A 14,693-nucleotide genomic window follows, 5' to 3' on the forward strand; every position below is an offset into this window, starting at 1 on the left:
CCAGCTCACCGAAGAGATCAACAACCGCAAGGGCTGAGACCCCCACCCGGCAGACAGTGCGGGGCCGCACGGTGACACCCACCGCGCGGCCCCGCTCGCGTGTCACCTCGCGTCGGTCCCCCGGCCGAGCATGTGCTCGATCAGGTCGGCGGCGCGGTGCGTTCCGCCCTCGGACCGGACCTCGGCGCGCAGGCGCCGCGACCGCGCGGCGACCGCGGGATCGTCCACCAGCGCGGTCAGGGCCGTCCGCAGCGCGTCGGCGGTGGCGTCCTCGGTGTCGATGCGGCGGGCCACGCCCAGCTCGACCAGCCGGTCGGCGTTCATGAACTGGTCGGTGGCCTGCGGGACGGCGATCATCGGTGTGCCGGTGTACAGCCCCTCGGAGCTGCCGCCCATGCCCGCGTGCGTGACGAAGGCGTCGGCCTGTTCCAGGATCGCCAACTGCGGGACCCAGGAGTGCACTTCGACGTTGTCCGGAATCGGGCCCAGCGCCGCCCGGTCGGTGTGGCGGCCCGCCTGGAGGACCACGTGCCAGCCCGGCAGCCCCCCGAACGCGGCCAGGCACCGGCGGTAGAACTCCGGCCGGTCGGTGTACGCCGAGCCCAGCGAGACGAGCAGGACCCGCTGGGCGCTGGCCGGCCGGGTCCATTCCTGTCCTTCGGCGCGACCGCCGAAGCACGGGCCGACGAACGTCACCGTGTCCGTGTCGACGTCGTCCCCGTGCGGCTGCATCGCGCGCGGGATCAGCGCCAGGGTGTCCGCCGGCCGGCCGCAGAACGCGTCCATGGCGGTGGTCGACGCCCCGCAGCGAGCCAGCCAGCCGGTGAACCGCTCCCGGTAGGCGTCGGCGCCCGGCAGCGCCCACAGATGTGCGGCGACCTGTTCCTCGTACCCCTCCCAGCCGACGAAGGTCGGGGACAGCTGCATCAGGGAGCGCTTCTGCGATTCGGCCAGGGCGCGCCCGGCGTACGCCCCGATGTCGTAGAGATAGAGGTCGGCCGGGTCCTCGTCGTAGAAGGCGCGCAGTTGGGGCAGCGCCTGGACGGCGTCGTCGAGGAAGAGGCCCATCGCGGCGATCGGGTCGTCGGGCCAGGTGTTGTCGGCGACCGGCAGCACCGAGCGGTACGGGACGAGCGCGGCGCCGGTGGCCTCGATGCGGTCGGCCACTTCGGGACCGTTGGCGTACGTCACGCGGTGGCCCCGGGCCACCAGTTCGCGGACGACTTCGAGGCTGGGCAGGACGTGGCTGACGGCCGGGATGCCGATCACGGCGATATGGGCACGGTGGCGTGACATGGAGGATCACTCGATTCAGGTCTACGGCGGGAAGGAAGGGCGGAGCGGCGCGTCGCCACCCGTGGGATGCGGGTCAGGGGCGCGCGCGGTTCCGCCGGACGGGGTCGGGGCGTTGCCCCTGCCGCGTCAGCCGTAGAGCTGAAAGAGGTTCATGGCGGGCACCCTAACGGGTGTCCGGTTCCGCCGCACCGGGATTTCGGCGGAACGCGACCGCCGGGCGGCCCGGAGGGGGTCCGCCCGGCGGTGCGGGGACGGTGCCGGTCAGGGCTGGATCGGCATCGTCCAGCAGTTGGACGAGGCGCCCCGGCCGGAGAGCCGGTCGGTCAGCCAGGAGATGGCGTCGCCCTGGTCGGTGATCAGCGGGACCATGTGGTTGGTCAGCAGCTTGTCACCGAGGTTGGGCAGGATGATCGCGTCGTAGGTGACGTTCGCGCCCTTGCGGCACCAGTCGACGGCCAGTTGGCGCGCCTGGGCGTGCGGCACGATGTCGTCCTGCACCCCGGTGGCCAGGCGCACCGGGCCGGAGGGCTTCAGGTTGCCGATGCGCTGCCGGTCGAGGGCGGCCTTGGCGCGGGGTTCGGCGGCGATGACCTCACCGAGGGAGGCGCCGCTGTTGGTCCACTTGGTGCTCCTGGTGAAGCCGTAGCCGAGGATCGCGTCACCGACGCACATGGTGGAGGCGTCCTTCAGTGCGGCCCGGCCGGCCGCGTTGACGTTGGCCTCGACGACGGCCCGCAGATCGGGGTCGGACTGGGCGAACCCGTTGATGGCCCAGGCCAGCGCGCCGGCGAGGGCGCTGCCGTCGATGCCCTTCATGACGGCGGTCAGATCGGCGGGCGGGGCGCCGACGTAGGTGCCGGAGAGGGCGATCTCGGGGGCGTAGGACGGCTGGAGTTCCGCCGCCGACGCGCTGGCGCCGCCGCCCTGGCTGTAGCCGTACAGGCCGGTGCGCGAGTCGGCCGTGACGGAGGCGCCGGGCACCTGGCGGGCGGCGCGGACCGCGTCCAGCAGCGCGTGCCCCTGGTCGACGCGGTTGACGTAGGTGTGCAGCCGGTCCGTCGTGCCCAGACCGACGTAGTCGGTGACGACGACGGCGACACCGGCGGAGAGCAACCGGTAGACGGACAGGGTCTCGTAGCCGATCGAGACGGTCTCGGGGGTCACGGCCAGCGGGTACTGGAGGCTCAGGGAGGGGGCGCACTGGTCGCCCTGGCCGACCGTTCCGGAGGCGAGCGCCACCAGCGGGCGTGCGCCGGAGCCCTTCCATGCGGCGGAGGGTTCGATGTAGGCGCCGGTCACCGCGACGGGCAGTCCCGCCGCGTCGGTGGAGCGGTACATCAGCCGGGTCGCGGTGCCGGGCATCGGGCGGCCGTCCAGTCCGGGCAGGCTGAGCCCGAGGGGCAGCGGTTCGTGCCGGATGACCTGGCCGTTGGCGGCGGGCAGGTCGGCGGGCGGGGTGTAGAAGTCGGGGATGGTGACGCCCCGGGAGACGACCGGTTCCGTCGCACCGGCCGCGTGCGCCGGCAGGGCGTACGCCGTCAGACAGGCCGCCGCGGTGACGGCGACGGCCACCGCGCGCACCCGGCCGGACCGCGTCCGGCGGGTGGGGGGCTCCTGGGAGGACCTCGTGGGGAAGGGGACCGGCGAACGGGTGCTCGTGCGGCTCACAGCTCACTCCTCGCTCTGCTCCGAATAGCGGGTGAGCGCAAGCTAGCAGCGCGACTTACCGAAGGTAACCCATGAGTAAGTTACGCTCTGGTAACTCCCTCGCGCGATGCCCCCGCCCGCGAACACCCCGGTGCGCGAACCCTCTTCGACCGTTGACAGCGGGGTTCCGCCGTGCGAGCGTCGAAGCGCTTCGACGACCGTGGTGGCGTGCCCTCCCCTCCGCACCGCCACCCGCACCACCCTGGGACGGACATGGCGCTCTTCGACAACCCCGTGATACCCGGCTTCAGTCCGGACCCGAGCATCTGCCGGGCGGGCGACGACTACTACGTGGCGACGTCCAGCTTCGAGTACGTGCCCGGGGTTCCGCTCTGGCACAGCCGCGACCTGGTGAACTGGCGGCTGATCGGCCACGCGCTGGACCGTCCCGGGCAGTTGGAGCTGGCTGACACCGCGCCGGCCTCGTGCGGGGTGTACGCACCGACGCTGCGGTACCACGACGGCCGGTTCTGGATGATCACCACCGTGGTGGGCGGTATCGGCAGCCTGCTGGTGACCGCGAAGGACCCGGCAGGGCCCTGGTCCGACCCGGTCCCCGTGGGCATCCCCGGCATCGACCCGGACCTCGCCTGGGACGAGGACGGCACCTGCTGGTGCGTGTTCTCCGACGACGGGATCCACGGGGTGCGGCTGGACCCGGAGAGCGGCGAACTGCTGGGCGAACCGGTGGCGTTGTGGTCCGGCACCGGGCTCCAGTACCCCGAGGGGCCGCATCTGTACCGGATCGGCGAGTGGTGGTATCTGCTGCTGTCGGAGGGCGGCACCGAGCGCGGGCACGCCATGTCGGTGGCCCGAGCCCGCGCCCTGCCCGGACCCTTCGAACCGCACCCCGGCAACCCCGTGCTCTCCCACCGCAGCACCGGCCACCCCGTGCAGAACATCGGCCACGGCGACCTGGTCCGGGCCGGCGACGACAGCTGGTGGATGGTGCTGCTGGGCACCCGGCCCCGGGGCGACACGCCCAAGTTCCACGGCCTCGGCCGGGAGACCTTCCTCGCCCCGGTGCGCTGGGAGGACGGCTGGCCGCTGCCCGGACCCGTCGAACTGCGCGCCGAGGCACCGGCGCTGGAGCCGCACCCCTGGCCCGGCGAACCGGAACGCGACGACTTCGACGCCGAGGCGCTCGCGCCGTGCTGGGTGACCGTCCGGCGGTGGCGGCCGGAGACCGTCCGGCTGGACGAGCGGCCGGGCCACCTCGTGCTGCACGCCCATGCGGACTCCCTCGACACCCCCGGCGCGGTCTTCGTGGGACGCCGCCAGCGCGACCCCGACTGCACCGCCCGTACACGGGTGGAGGTGGCCCCGGGAGGGCTCGGCGGGCTCGCCGTGCGGATCGACGAGGCGCACCACTACCGGGTGGAGACGGACGGCGCCGGCGCCGTCCGGGTCGCCGCGCGGATCGGCCCGATGGCCCACACCGTGGCCGAACACGCCGTGCCCCCGGGCCCGTTGACGCTCCGGGTCGACGTCACCTCGTCGGTCGTCCTGCCGCCCTCCGTGACGACGCCCGACGGACCCGTACCGCCCGGTCTGCGCGTCGGCGCCCCCGACACCCTGCACCTGGGGTACGAGACGGAGGACGGCGCCTTCGAGGTACTGGCCGCGCTCGACGGCCGCTACCTCTCCACCGAGGTCACCGGCGGCTTCACCGGCCGCGTCCTCGGCATGTACGCCACCCGGGGCAGCGCGGCCTTCGACTGGTTCGGGCTGCGCCCTGCCTGACGAGCCATCAGTAGACGTCCCTGACGTACCGCTTGTCGGCGGCGAGCTGTTTCACGTAGACGGCGGCCGCGTCCTCGTCGAGGCCGCCGTGCGTGACCGCGATGTCGCGGAGCGCCCGGTCGACGTCCTTGGCCATCCGGGAGGCGTCCCCGCAGACGTAGAAGTGGGCGCCGTCCCGGAGCCAGGACCAGATCTGGGGGCCGCGTTCGCGCATCCGGTCCTGGACGTAGACCTTGGCGCGCTGGTCGCGGGAGAAGGCGGTGTCGAGGCGGGCGAGGCCGCCGTCGGCGAGGGCCCGGTGGAGCTCCCGTTCGTAGTAGAAGTCGCTCGCGCGGTGCTGTTCGCCGAAGAAGAGCCAGTTGGGCGCCCGGTGACCACGCGCCCGGCGCTCCTCCAGGAATCCGATGAACGGGGCGACCCCGGTCCCCGGACCGACCATGATCATCGGGGTGTCGGGGTCGGCCGGGGGCCGGAAGTGCGCGGAGCGCTGGACGAAGACCGGGACCGGGGTGTTCTCGGCCGCGTCCGCGAGGAAGGCCGAGCACACGCCCGCCCGGGGGTGGCCCTTGAGGTTCTCGTAGCGGACGACGGAGACGGTCAGCGCCACCTCGTGGGGGTCGGTGAGCGGGCTCGACGCGATGGAGTACAGCCGGGGCCGGAGCTTCTTGAGGACCCCCGCCCACTCCTCGGGGGTGGCCCGCACCGGGTGTTCGGTGAGGACGTCGACGGCCTGCCGGCCCCAGGACCAGCGCGCGAGTTCGCCCTTGTTGTCGGGGCGCAGCAGTGTGCGCAGTTCGCGGTCGCCGGTGCGTTCGGCGACGAAGCCGAGCAGGGCCGGGGTGAGCCGGGTGATGTCCAGGTGTCCGCGCAGGGCCTCGGCCAGCGGGAGCGGTCCGGCGTCGGGGACCTCGACGGGGTCGGCGGGGTCGAGCCCGGTGACGGCGAGCCATTCGGTCACGAGGGCCGGGTCGTTGACGGGGTGGATGCCGAGGGCGTCCCCCGCCTCGTAGACCAGCGGAACGGCGCTGTCGCGGGTGTCGAAGGTGAAGCGGCGCACCTCCTTGCCGGCGCCGGGGCCGCTCAGCAGCACCTTGCCGGTGAGCCGGGCGGTGGCGGGGGCCGGCCGGCCCGCGGTGCGCCGGGCCGGGGCGGGGGGCTGCGCGGGGGGCGGCGCGGGGGCGGGCGCGGAGGGCGCGGTGAGGCTGCCGAGGACCAGGTCGAGCCAGGCGCGCGCGGAGGGCTCGTAGTCGGGCTCGCAGTCGGTGCGCGGGGCGAGGCGGACCGCGCCCAGTTCGCCCAGCCGCTGGTCGAGCCGGCGCCCGTGGCCGCAGAAGTCGTCGTACGAGGAGTCGCCGAAGGCGAGGACGGCGTAGCGGCGGCCGTCCATGCGCGGGGGGTCGTCGGTGGTCAGGGCCGACCAGAAGCCGGCACCGTTGTCGGGGGCGTCGCCGTCGCCGAAGGTGCTGGTGATCAGCAGCAGATCGGCCGAGGGCGGCAGCGTGCGCAGGTCGGTGTCGTCCATGCCGAGGAGGGCGGCGCGGTGTCCGGTGGCGGTGAGCCGGTCGGCGGCCGCCGCCGCGAACTCCTCGGCGTTTCCCGTCTGCGAGGCCCACAGGACGATCACCTCCCGGCCGCCGGCGAGGGTGCCGGGGCCGGGCGGCGCCTCCGGTGCGTGCGGGGCGCGCGAGTACATTCCGGCGAGCACGCCGTTGACCCAGCGGGCGTGCGCCTCACTGAACGGAGCGCCGGCGGGCAGCACCGGGACGCCGGGTGCGCCGCTCTCCAGTCCGGCAAGGAAGCCCACCAGGTACTGCCGTTCGTGCTCGGCGAGCACCGGGGGCGGGGTGCCGGCCACACCGAGTGCGGTGGCCGCCGGGGTGGGGGCGGCGATGCCGTCGGGCGCGGGGCGGACGGCGGCCGGGGCGGTGGGGAGCCCCGGGGGCGGGGCGAGCGGGGTGGCGGACTTCGCCAGGGTGACCGCGCAGACCTTGAAGCCGGGCTGGAAGGAGATCGGATCGACGGCGTCGTCGGTCACCGCGTTGACGCAGCGGTACTCCCCGAACAGGTCGTTCCAGTGGAAGGGGGCGAAGCAGCAGCCGGGGCGCACCCGGTCGGTCAGCACGGCCGGCAGGACGGCCCGTCCGCGCCGGGAGGCGATCTCGACCGGGTCGCCCTCGGCGATGCCGAGCCGTGCGGCGTCCTCGGGGTGCACCTCGACGAAGGGGGCCGGGGCGAGCCGGTTGAGCTTGGCGACCCGTCCCGTCTTGGTGAGGGTGTGCCACTGGTGCTGGAGCCGCCCGGTGTTGAGGACGAACGGATAGGCGTCGTCGGGCATCTCGGCGGGGTCGATGTGCGGGCGGGCGAAGAAGACGGCCCGGCCGCTCGGTGTCGGGAAGAGCGGGGTGCCGTCGGCGGTCAGATAGCGGATCGGGTTGCGGTCCGGTCCGTCGGCGGTGGGGGCGGGCCACTGGACGGGGGTGGCGCGCAGCCGTTCGTAGCCGACCCCGCGCAGGTCGTAGCCGGTCTTCGGGTTGGCGGCGCGCCTGATCTCCTCGAAGACCTCTTCGGCGCTCTCGTACGGGAAGGCGTCCCCGTACCCCATCGCGCGGGCCATCCGGACGATGAGCTGCCAGTCGGGGAGGGCCTGGCCGGGGGGTTCGAGGGCCGGGCGGGCGAGGGTGAGGGAGCGTTCGCTGTTGACGAGGACGCCCTCGGTCTCGGTCCACAGGGCGGCGGGGAGCACCACGTCGGCGTAGGCGTTGGTCTCGGTGTCGGCGAAGACGTCCTGGGTGATGACGAGTTCGGCCCTCTCCAGGGCCTCGATCACGGTGCGGCGGTTGGCGACGGAGGCGACCGGGTTGGTGCAGATGATCCAGCAGGCCCTGATCTCTCCGTCGGCCATGCGGCGGAACAGGTCGACGGTCCCCTGCCCCGAGCCGTCCTCGCGCAGGGTGCCGGGGGCCAGCCCCCACAGCTCCTCGGTGAAGGCGCGGTCCTCGTCGACGAGGACCGAGCGCTGGCCGGGCAGTCCCGGGCCCATGTAGCCCATCTCCCGGCCGCCCATGGCGTTGGGCTGTCCGGTGAGGGAGAACGGGCCGCTGCCGGGGCGGCAGATGGCGCCGGTCGCCAGGTGGAGGTTGATCAGGGCGTTGGTGTTCCAGGTGCCGTGCGTGGACTGGTTGAGCCCCATGGTCCAGCAGCTCGTCCACTCCCCCGCCGCGCCGATCCACTCGGCGGCCCGGCGGATGTCCTCCTCGGGCAGTCCGGTGATCCCGGCGACGGTCCCGGGCGGGTAGTCGGACAGAAACTCCGGCATCGCCTCCCAGCCCTCGGTGTGCCGGGCGATGAACTCCGGGTCCGTGTGCCCCCCGGCGTGCAGCAGATGGAGCAGGCCGTTGAGGAGGGCGAGGTCGGTGCCGGGCCGGATCGGGAGGTGGAGGTCCGCCTTCTCGGCGGTGGCGGTGCGGCGGGGGTCGACGACGATCAGTTTCGCCCCGCTCTTGACCCGCTCCATCATGCGCAGGAAGAGGATCGGGTGGCAGTCGGCCATGTTGGAGCCGATGACGAGGAAGACGTCCGCCCTCTCGAAGTCGTCGTAGGAGCCGGGCGGCCCGTCGGCGCCGAGCGAGAGCTTGTAGCCGCTGCCCGCGCTGGCCATGCAGAGGCGGGAGTTGGACTCGATCCGGTTGGTGCCGATGAAGCCCTTGGCGAGCTTGTTGGCCAGGTACTGCGCCTCCAGGCTCATCTGCCCGGACACGTAGAGGGCGACCGCGTCGGGTCCGTGCGCGTCGACGATCGCGCGCAGTCGTCGCGCGGTGTCGGTGATCGCCGTGTCCACGTCCACGGGTTCCGGTTCCGCGCCGCGTCCGGGCCGGCGCAGCGCGGTGGTCAGCCGGCCGGGGGCCGCGAGGAGGTCGGCGGTGGTCGCGCCCTTGGTGCAGAGCCGGCCGGCGTTGGCGGGGTGGGCCCGGTCCCCGGACGCCTTGAGGACCGTACGGCGGCCGTCGGGCCCGGCCCCGAGGTCGAGGACCATCCCGCACCCCACCCCGCAGTACGAGCAGACGGTCCGCACCTGGGCGCTCGCCGCCCGGGACTCCTGTGTGGACACCGGGTGCCCTCTCTGTGGATCGGATCGTGCCCCCGACCGTACGAATTGCCCGTTACGCCGATGTGCCCCGGCCGATCATGGGCGGTAACGCCCTCCACACACCGGGCGGCCCGAGGCTGTGAGATCGGCGGCCGGGCGCGGGAGGAGGGCCCGGGGTGCCCGTCGGACGCCAACAAGCCCTGAACCACCGCGAATGCCCTGTATTTCCGGCGGGTTAAAGCCACGATTCACCGGGTCACATCAGGGGCCAGCGCGATATGCTGATGCAGCATGTGCAAGCGATTTGCAAAGAACGAGGAGGGTCATGGTTACTCGGGCGACCGATGCCGGCACGAACCAGAGCGTCGAACGAGCGGTCTCCGTGCTGCGCGCACTGGACTCGGGCCGCGCCGAGCTGCGTGTCTCCGATGTCGCCGAGATCACCGGACTCGGCTCGTCCACCACGTCCCGCCTGCTCTCCACCCTCGAACGGCTCGACATGGTGGAGCGCGACCCGGTCAGCAATCTCTACCGCCTCAGCCTGGGCATCCTGCCGCTCGCGGCCACTGCCACCAACCGCCATCCGGTCCACCGGGCCGCGCGCATGGTCCTCCAGGACCTCGCCACCCGGACGGGGCTCGGGGCCAATGTGGCCGTCCGGCGCGGCGACGAGCTGATGTTCCTGTGCAATTTCGAGGGCACCCGCGCCCCGAAGTCGTACACCCAGGCCGGGCACACCGCCCCGCTGCACGCCACGAGCATCGGCAAGTGCCTGCTCGCCGGCCTCACGCCCAAGGAGCGGCGCACGCTGCTCCCGGAGCCGCTGGCGGCGCACACCGACTTCACCACGGTCAGCCACGACCTGCTGGACGCCGAGATCGAGACGGTCCGCCGCACCGGTTACGCCGTCGAGGCCGAGGAGCGCGCCCTGGGCCGCGCCTCGCTCGCCGCGCCCGTCCGCGACGCCTCGGGGGACGTGGTGGCCGCGATCTCGCTGTGGGGCCCCACCTCGCTCCTCGGCGGCCACACCGAGAGCCAGCGGCAGGCCCTGACCCGTGACGTCATCGAGGCCGCCGACGCCATCAGCCAGGCGCTCGGGGCCGTCTGAACCACCGCCGAAGGCCCGGTACGGGAACCCCCTCCCCCGTACCGGGCCGCTGTGCCCCAACGACCGCGGAAGGGCCGGTACGGAAACCTCTCCCGTACCGGCCCTTCCGGCTTGCCCGGCGCCGGTGCCCCTTCGCACCGGCGCCGGAGTCTCAGGCCCCGAACGCCTTGAAGGCGATCACATGGGCGTGCGGCGCGCCGTGCGTGGCCTCCACGACCAGGCGCAGGGCGGTGGTGCGCACGGGCCCGCCGTCGGGGCCGGCCACGGCGTGCACGCGGTGGCGGCGGCGGTTGCCGGTCACCGTGTGGAGGGTCCGCCAGGTGCCGTCCGGCTCCGCGGCCTCGATCCGGTAGTCGCGGACCAGCTCCGGCATGATCTCGAACGGGGTGCGGTGACGGTGCAGGTTGTTGAGGTACTCGTCGACGTCGTCGTCGAAGACCACGCGCACCTCGCGCAGCTCGCGCTCCTCGTCCCAGTCCAGGCGCAGCCACTCCCCGGCGGCCTCCGGGTCCGCGAGCGGGGCGGAGGACCACATCTGGGGGCCCGCGTAGGGGCGCTGGTAGCCGCCCACGGCCCGCTCGGGCCGGAAGGCCGAGGTCTCCGGGGCGGCGCGGAAGGCGAAGGTCCGGCGGCGCAGACCGCGCGCCTGCCACTCCAGGACGAGCTGGCCCTCCTCCTCCGGGATGTCGTGGTCCACGGCCGCGTCGCCCTCGGCGCGGCTGCGCAGCGCGAGGACGCCGTCGGTGCGCTCGGGCACCAGGACCAGGGAGGTGCCGGGGCAGGCCCGGACGATCAGGACGGCGTTCCCGGGGGTGTCCGGGTGGTGGTCGAGCCGGGCGGTGACCCAGTGGGGTCCGCCGGCCGGCACGGTGACCGCGGTGGTGAGCAGCCGGTCGGTCGGAACGGCGTTCTCGGGGCGGCCGGTCCCCCACAGCTCGACGGTCAGCTCGGCGGGCTCCTCGCCGCCGTGGACGAGGAGGTCCACGGTGTCGAGCGCCGGGTCGACGGGGAGCAGCAGGCCGAGGTCGCGGGTGAGCGGGTACGGCTCGCCGGGGGCGGCGTCGGAGGGCTCGGCCGCCAGGCGCTCCAGGTGGGAGGAGGCGGTGACCCGGGCCTCGCGGGCCAGGTTGTCGGGGTCGTCGTCGCTCAGCCCGATGACGGAGGCGTCCTGGCGCAGGAGGGCGCGGCGCACCAGCTCGGGGCGCTTGGCGGCCAGCTCGCGGGGGCGGACGCCCTCGGCGACGCACAGCGCGGCGGCGGTGCCCGCGGCCTCGCCGAGGGTGGCGCAGGTGGCCATGACCCGGGTGGCGCCGAAGGCGATGTGCGTGGCCGAGATGTTGCGCCCGGCGAACAGGAGGTTGGTCACGTTCGCCGAGTACAGGGAGCGCAGCGGGATGTGGAAGATGCCGTCGGCGTAGCGCTGGCGGGCGCCCGGCTCGTCGGCGTACATGCCCTGGACGGGGTGGAGGTCGACGGACCAGCCGCCGAACGCGATCCGGTCGTCGAAGGGGCGCTGCTCCAGGATGTCCTGCTGGGTGAGGACGTAGTCGCCGAGGAAGCGGCGGTACTCGCGCTTGCCGGGGAGGCTGCCGACCCACTCCATGGTGAGGTTCTCGGCCTCCGGGAACTCGCCGGAGTTCTTGATGTGGTCCCAGATGCCCATGATCACGGACTGGAGCTCGTCGCGGATGCGCTCGTTGTCGTGGACGGTGTCCAGCTCGCCGCCCCACTCGATCCACCAGTAGTCGCAGCCGTTGTCACCGGTGCGCAGGACGCGGTTGCGCAGGATGGGCGTGGTGGAGAGGTCCTTGGCGTAGGCGGGCGGGACGAACTTGACGGGGTGGCCGAGGTCCTTGGTGTGGAACAGGATCGTGGAGCCGAGGAGCGCGTCGTCGGCCTCCTCGGGCGCCCAGGGCTCGCCGAACTCGGTGACGGCCTCGCGGCCGATGCGGTAGGCGGCGCCCGCGAGGTGGCCGAGGAGACCGTCGCCGGTGCAGTCGAGGAACTGCTGGGCGCGGAAGGTGATGCGGCGCTCCGAGCCCATCGTCCAGCCGGTGCAGGAGTGCAGCTCGCGGGCGTCCTCGGGACCGCTCGCCTCGACCTCGCGGACGTCGGTGTTCAGGTACAGGTCGATGTTGGGTTCGGCCCGTACGGCGTCCAGGACGACCTGGTCCCAGTAGTACGGGTTGCCCTCGGGGTTGCGGAACTGGTTCTCGGTGTACAGCTCGCCCATGATGCCGGTCTCGCGGGCCCAGCGGTGCACCCCGTGGGCGGTGGCGCCGCAGACCCAGACGCGGACCTCGCTGCTGGCGTTGCCGCCGAGCACGGGCCGGTTGTTGACCAGGGCGACACGCCGGCCGAGCCGGGCAGCGGCGATGGCCGCGCAGGTCCCCGCCAGGCCCCCGCCGATGACGGCGATGTCGTAATGGACCTCTTCTTCCCGCACGGAGCGGCCTCCTTGGTGTGAAGCACGGATTCTCTCCGCCGAAGCGGAGCGGCCTCGAACGTACATCACATCCATATTGTGCAACCACTGTTCAGTCAGTGGGATCTGTTGTAAGTTTCCGGCGCAGCCGATGACACCGTCGCCGTGGGCCGAGAGCACTGCTCATGACGCATACGCCGACGTCACGGTCCCGCACAGAACCGGTGATTCACCGACCAAAAGGGTTGACGGCTTCGCACGATATGGAGAACGATCCCGCATGCTGCAACCTGCGTTCCATGGAGCATGCATGGCACCTGCCGGCACCCCCCGGCACCGGGCTCAGCGCACCAGGCCCTGCATCACCGCTCCCGCACCGTTCGAGAGGACAGACCCATGAGTACGGCCGCACCTCCCCAGAAGGCCGCTCCCCGGCGTGAGCGGAACGGCGGACGGCTCTCGAACGGCGCGTTCGCCCTGCTGCTCACCGCGCCGGGGCTCGCCCTGTTCGCGACGATCATCATCTATCCGCTGGTGTCCGCCCTGATCACCGGCTTCTTCAAGCAGGACCTGCGGCTGCCGGGCCGGGAGTTCGTCGGCCTGGAGAACTTCACCTACTGGCTCGACGGCGACTTCCTCACGATCTTCAAGCAGACGCTGGTCTTCACCGTCGGCGCCACGATCGTGCCCTTCGTGATCGGCTTCGCGCTGGCGCTGGCGCTGAACTCGGGGCTCAAGGGCAGCGGCTTCATGCGCGGCCTCTTCCTGTTCCCGTGGGTGATCCCGGGCGTGGTGGTCTCCTTCCTCTGGATGTGGATCTTCAACGCGAACTACGGCGTGCTCAACGGCATCCTCATGGACCTCGGGATCATCGACGAGTCCGTGTCCTGGCTGGGACAGCCCGGCACCGCGATGCTCGCCGTCATCGTCACCAAGACCTGGGCGAGCTTCCCCTGGATGATGGTGATGCTCCTCGCCGGTCTGCAGACCGTGCCCAAGGAACTGCACGAGGCGGCCTCGATGGACGGGGCCGGCGCGATCCGGCGCTTCTTCGCCGTCACCTGGCCCCAGGTCCGCGGTGTCGCCTCCATCGTGCTGCTGCTGGAGTTCATCTGGAACTTCCAGCACTTCGACACCATCTACGTGCTCACCGGCGGCGGCCCGGCCGGCGCCACCGAGACCTTCGCGACCGCCGTGTACCAGACCGCCTTCAAGGGCTTCGACATCGGCCGGGCGACGGCACTGGGCGGCCTGTGGATGCTGCTCCTGCTCGTCCTGGTCGTCGTTTACCTCAGGATCACCGAGCGGAAGAGCGACGCCTGATGACCACCACGACCTCCACCCCGCTGACCGGCACCGACCGGCACCGCGCACCGGCCCGGCACGCCGGACGCACCACGCGGCGCAGGATCCGCAAGGACCTGCTGCGCTCGCGGATAGCGGCCTGGACCGCCGTCCTGGTCATCGGCGCCTTCGGCATGCTGCCGGTCTACTGGCTGCTGGCCACCGCCCTGAGCAGCCCCGACGCGGCGTTCCAGTTCCCGCCGAAGCTGATCCCGACCGAGATCACCTTCGACAACTTCACCGCGCTCGCCGACAACGACCAGCTGATCACCTACCTGGTGAACAGCCTCATCGTCGCCTCGATCACCGCCGTGCTGAGCGTCGTCGTCGCCACGTACATGGGCTACTCGTTCTCCAAGTTCCGCTACCGCGGCCGGCGCTCGCTGATGCACATGGTGCTGGCCTCGCAGATGTTCCCGCAGGCCCTGCTGCTGGTGACGCTGTACGCCGTGTTCTCCAGCTTCGGGCTGCTGAACACGTACACCGCGCTGGTGCTCTCCTTCACCACGTTCACGATGCCGCTGTGCGTGTGGATGCTGAAGGGCATCTTCGACACCATCCCGGACGCCCTGCTGGAGGCCGCCTCCATCGACGGCGCCTCGCGGTGGCGGACCCTGCACTCGATCGTGGCGCCGCTGGCCGCCCCCGGGATGATCGCGGCCGGTCTGTTCGCCTTCGTCCGCGGCTGGAACGACTTCATCTTCGCGGTGACGCTGGCGGACAAGGAGAAGCAGACCCTGCCCCCCGGCCTCGTCTCGACGTACATCGGCGAGTTCCAGGCCGCCTGGCCGGAGCTCATGGCCGCCTCGCTGGTGGTGTCCGTCCCGGTCGTCATCGCCTTCATGTTCCTTCAGCGCTACCTCGTCGGCGGGATGACCGCCGGATCCGTGAAGTAGCCGCACCCGCGGGGCGCGCCGGTCCGGTCACCCACCGGGCCGGCGGGCCGCGCACGCACCCCCTTCCCCTCCTGTCACCCTCACTTC

At 72.5% G+C, this 14,693-nt stretch carries 8 protein-coding genes; 4 read left to right on the top strand and 4 right to left on the bottom strand.

Going from position 1 to position 14,693, the window contains the following annotated elements; genetic code table 11:
• Positions 1-102: 102 nt before the first annotated feature.
• Both ACWCXC_RS35570 and ACWCXC_RS35575 read right to left on the bottom strand, forming a co-directional pair.
• Positions 103-1,296: a macrolide family glycosyltransferase gene (locus ACWCXC_RS35570; protein ID WP_450684977.1), complete on the bottom strand. Its 1,194-nt coding sequence runs from the start codon at positions 1,294-1,296 to the stop codon at positions 103-105.
• Positions 1,297-1,557: 261 nt separating this feature from the next.
• A complete protein-coding gene (locus ACWCXC_RS35575; protein WP_450684982.1) occupies positions 1,558-2,877 on the bottom strand; it encodes a lipase family protein in 1,320 nt (439 codons plus the stop codon).
• Positions 2,878-3,216: 339 nt separating this feature from the next.
• Between ACWCXC_RS35575 and ACWCXC_RS35580 the strand changes: the two genes are divergently transcribed.
• Positions 3,217-4,746 carry a glycoside hydrolase family 43 protein gene (locus ACWCXC_RS35580; protein WP_450684981.1) on the top strand — a complete coding sequence of 510 codons (1,530 nt, stop codon included), beginning with the start codon at positions 3,217-3,219 and terminating at the stop codon, positions 4,744-4,746.
• Between the two features lie 7 nt (positions 4,747-4,753).
• On the opposite strand, the gene ACWCXC_RS35585 is transcribed toward ACWCXC_RS35580, so the two are convergent.
• A complete protein-coding gene (locus ACWCXC_RS35585; protein ID WP_450891672.1) occupies positions 4,754-8,779 on the bottom strand; it encodes a molybdopterin-dependent oxidoreductase in 4,026 nt (1,341 codons plus the stop codon).
• A gap of 379 nt (positions 8,780-9,158) precedes the next feature.
• On the opposite strand from ACWCXC_RS35585, the gene ACWCXC_RS35590 reads away from it, so the two are divergent.
• Positions 9,159-9,941 (top strand): IclR family transcriptional regulator, encoded by a 783-nt coding sequence (locus ACWCXC_RS35590; protein ID WP_450684976.1) that lies wholly within the window; start codon positions 9,159-9,161, stop codon positions 9,939-9,941.
• Between the two features lie 151 nt (positions 9,942-10,092).
• Here the strand turns inward: ACWCXC_RS35590 and ACWCXC_RS35595 are convergent, their stop codons facing one another.
• A complete protein-coding gene (locus ACWCXC_RS35595) occupies positions 10,093-12,387 on the bottom strand; it encodes an FAD-dependent oxidoreductase (RefSeq protein WP_450684975.1) in 2,295 nt (764 codons plus the stop codon).
• 375 nt (positions 12,388-12,762) lie between these two features.
• On the opposite strand from ACWCXC_RS35595, the gene ACWCXC_RS35600 reads away from it, so the two are divergent.
• Both ACWCXC_RS35600 and ACWCXC_RS35605 read left to right on the top strand, forming a co-directional pair.
• Complete coding sequence (locus ACWCXC_RS35600) at positions 12,763-13,689, top strand: carbohydrate ABC transporter permease (RefSeq protein ID WP_450684974.1); 927 nt, start codon at positions 12,763-12,765, stop codon at positions 13,687-13,689.
• The gene (locus ACWCXC_RS35605; protein ID WP_450684973.1) at positions 13,689-14,606 is read left to right on the top strand and encodes a carbohydrate ABC transporter permease; all 918 of its coding nucleotides are present in this window, start codon (positions 13,689-13,691) and stop codon (positions 14,604-14,606) included. The genes ACWCXC_RS35600 and ACWCXC_RS35605 overlap by 1 nt, the downstream gene beginning before the upstream one ends.
• The last annotated feature ends 87 nt before the right edge of the window (positions 14,607-14,693 follow it).

This window comes from Streptomyces sp. NPDC001515 (assembly GCF_053597115.1).

What these genes read in the sequence shown, in the direction of transcription:
- ACWCXC_RS35570 (WP_450684977.1), bottom strand. Translation starts at nt 1,296, where the DNA reads ATGTCACGCCACCGTGCCCATATCGCCGTGATCGGCATCCCGGCCGTC.
- ACWCXC_RS35600 (WP_450684974.1), top strand. Translation starts at nt 12,763, where the DNA reads ATGAGTACGGCCGCACCTCCCCAGAAGGCCGCTCCCCGGCGTGAGCGG.
- ACWCXC_RS35585 (WP_450891672.1), bottom strand. Translation starts at nt 8,779, where the DNA reads ATGGTCCTCGACCTCGGGGCCGGGCCCGACGGCCGCCGTACGGTCCTC.
- ACWCXC_RS35605 (WP_450684973.1), top strand. Translation starts at nt 13,689, where the DNA reads ATGACCACCACGACCTCCACCCCGCTGACCGGCACCGACCGGCACCGC.
- ACWCXC_RS35590 (WP_450684976.1), top strand. Translation starts at nt 9,159, where the DNA reads ATGGTTACTCGGGCGACCGATGCCGGCACGAACCAGAGCGTCGAACGA.
- ACWCXC_RS35580 (WP_450684981.1), top strand. Translation starts at nt 3,217, where the DNA reads ATGGCGCTCTTCGACAACCCCGTGATACCCGGCTTCAGTCCGGACCCG.